The organism is Streptomyces winkii, from assembly GCF_032248595.1.
GTDB classification, from domain to species: domain Bacteria; phylum Actinomycetota; class Actinomycetes; order Streptomycetales; family Streptomycetaceae; genus Streptomyces; species Streptomyces winkii.
Genome location: NZ_JASTTH010000015.1, coordinates 1 through 3,197 on the forward strand (window position 1 = coordinate 1; position 3,197 = coordinate 3,197).

A 3,197-nucleotide genomic window follows, 5' to 3' on the forward strand; every position below is an offset into this window, starting at 1 on the left:
ATGCTCTTGGCAGAACAACTGGCACACCAGAGGTCCGTCCGTCCCGGTCCTCTCGTACTAGGGACAGCCCTTCTCAAGACTCCTACGCGCGCAGCGGATAGGGACCGAACTGTCTCACGACGTTCTAAACCCAGCTCGCGTACCGCTTTAATGGGCGAACAGCCCAACCCTTGGGACCGACTCCAGCCCCAGGATGCGACGAGCCGACATCGAGGTGCCAAACCATCCCGTCGATATGGACTCTTGGGGAAGATCAGCCTGTTATCCCCGGGGTACCTTTTATCCGTTGAGCGACGGCGCTTCCACAAGCCACCGCCGGATCACTAGTCCCGACTTTCGTCCCTGCTCGACCCGTCAGTCTCACAGTCAAGCTCCCTTGTGCACTTACACTCACCACCTGATGACCAACCAGGCTGAGGGAACCTTTGGGCGCCTCCGTTACCCTTTAGGAGGCAACCGCCCCAGTTAAACTACCCACCAGACACTGTCCCTGATCCGGATCACGGACCCAGGTTAGACATCCAGCACGATCAGAGTGGTATTTCAACAACGACTCCACACCCGCTGGCGCGAGCGCTTCACAGTCTCCCACCTATCCTACACAAACCGAACCGAACACCAATATCAAGCTGTAGTAAAGGTCCCGGGGTCTTTCCGTCCTGCTGCGCGAAACGAGCATCTTTACTCGTACTGCAATTTCACCGGGCCTATGGTTGAGACAGTCAAGAAGTCGTTACGCCATTCGTGCAGGTCGGAACTTACCCGACAAGGAATTTCGCTACCTTAGGATGGTTATAGTTACCACCGCCGTTTACTGGCGCTTAAGTTCTCAGCTTCGCCACACCGAAATGTGACTAACCGGTCCCCTTAACGTTCCAGCACCGGGCAGGCGTCAGTCCGTATACATCGCCTTACGGCTTCGCACGGACCTGTGTTTTTAGTAAACAGTCGCTTCTCGCTGGTCTCTGCGGCCACCACCAGCTCCCCCAGCACGTGGGATCACCGGCCGTGGCCCCCCTTCTCCCGAAGTTACGGGGGCATTTTGCCGAGTTCCTTAACCATAGTTCACCCGAACGCCTCGGTATTCTCTACCAGACCACCTGAGTCGGTTTCGGGTACGGGCCGCAACAGCACTCGCTAGAGGCTTTTCTCGACAGCATAGGATCATCCACTTCACCACAATCGGCTCGGCATCAGGTCTCAGGCTCCATGCCGTGCGGATTTACCTGCACGACGCCCTACACCCTTACCCCGGGACAACCACCGCCCGGGCTGGACTACCTTCCTGCGTCACCCCATCACTCACCTACTACAGACTCGGTTCACCGGCTCCACCACACCGATCCCCACCCGAAGGCGGAAACCGGGGGTTTCACGGGCTTAGCATCACCTGATTCAGCGCTGGCGCACTGCCACGGGTACCGGAATATCAACCGGTTATCCATCGACTACGCCTGTCGGCCTCGCCTTAGGACCCGACTTACCCTGGGCAGATCAGCTTGACCCAGGAACCCTTAGTCAATCGGCGCACACGTTTCTCACGTATGTATCGCTACTCATGCCTGCATTCTCACTCGCATACCGTCCACAACTCGCTTCCACGGCTGCTTCACCCGGCACACGACGCTCCCCTACCCACCCACACACCCGTTAAGGCTCATGTGTGAATGACACGACGTCGGCGGTGTGCTTGAGCCCCGCTACATTGTCGGCGCGGAATCACTTGACCAGTGAGCTATTACGCACTCTTTCAAGGATGGCTGCTTCTAAGCCAACCTCCTGGTTGTCTCTGCGACTCCACATCCTTTCCCACTTAGCACACGCTTAGGGGCCTTAGTCGATGCTCTGGGCTGTTTCCCTCTCGACCATGGAGCTTATCCCCCACAGTCTCACTGCCGCGCTCTCACTTACCGGCATTCGGAGTTTGGCTAAGGTCAGTAACCCGGTAGGGCCCATCGCCTATCCAGTGCTCTACCTCCGGCAAGAAACACACGACGCTGCACCTAAATGCATTTCGGGGAGAACCAGCTATCACGGAGTTTGATTGGCCTTTCACCCCTAACCACAGGTCATCCCCCAGGTTTTCAACCCTGGTGGGTTCGGGCCTCCACGACCTCTTACAGCCGCTTCACCCTGCCCATGGCTAGATCACTCCGCTTCGGGTCTTGAACACGCTACTTCGGTCGCCCTCTTCGGACTCGCTTTCGCTACGGCTCCCCCACACGGGTTAACCTCGCAACATGCCGCAAACTCGCAGGCTCATTCTTCAAAAGGCACGCAGTCACGACACAGAGAGCAAGCTCTCTGTGCGACGCTCCCACGGCTTGTAGGCACACGGTTTCAGGTACTCTTTCACTCCGCTCCCGCGGTACTTTTCACCATTCCCTCACGGTACTATCCGCTATCGGTCACCAGGGAATATTTAGGCTTAACGGGTGGTCCCGCCAGATTCACACAGGATTTCTCGGGCCCCATGCTACTCGGGAAAAAGACAGATGAGCCACCACAATTTCAGCTACGGGGGTCTTACCCTCTACGCCGGGCCTTTCGCATACCCTTCGCCTATCGCAGCGGTTTCTCACTCACCCAGCCGCCGGCAGACGACTGAAGCCTCATCCCACAACCCCGTACATGCAACCCCTGCCGGGTCTCACACACATACGGTTTAGCCTCATCCGGTTTCGCTCGCCACTACTCCCGGAATCACTGTTGTTTTCTCTTCCTGCGGGTACTGAGATGTTTCACTTCCCCGCGTTCCCTCCACACACCCTATACATTCAGATGCGGGTGACAGCCCATGACGACTGCCGGGTTTCCCCATTCGGACACCCCCGGATCACAGCTCGGTTGACAACTCCCCGGGGCCTATCGCGGCCTCCCACGTCCTTCATCGGTTCCTGGTGCCAAGGCATCCACCGTGCGCCCTTAACAACTTGGCCACAAAGATGCTCGCGTCCACTGTCCAGTTCTCAAACAACAACCAGCCACCCACCACCCCCACGACACACAGACGCGAAGACAGCAGGACCGGCACCAAGAGACACCCACAACCACCACCACACCACCGGCCAAACACAGCCGATAACAGCAGCGGCGGCCGCTCGCTCTCTCAGACACCCAACAGTGTGCCCACCACCCCCCACCCCGGCGCCCCCGTTCCACACCCACCGGCCCGACGGGAAAACCCCGACGAGACA

1 rRNA gene is annotated in these 3,197 nt (G+C 58.2%); it reads right to left on the reverse strand.

Annotated elements, in window-relative coordinates:
- Nucleotides 1-2,939, reverse strand: a 23S ribosomal RNA gene (locus tag QQM67_RS30475); the annotation flags it as partial.
- Nucleotides 2,940-3,197: the final 258 nt, after the last annotated feature.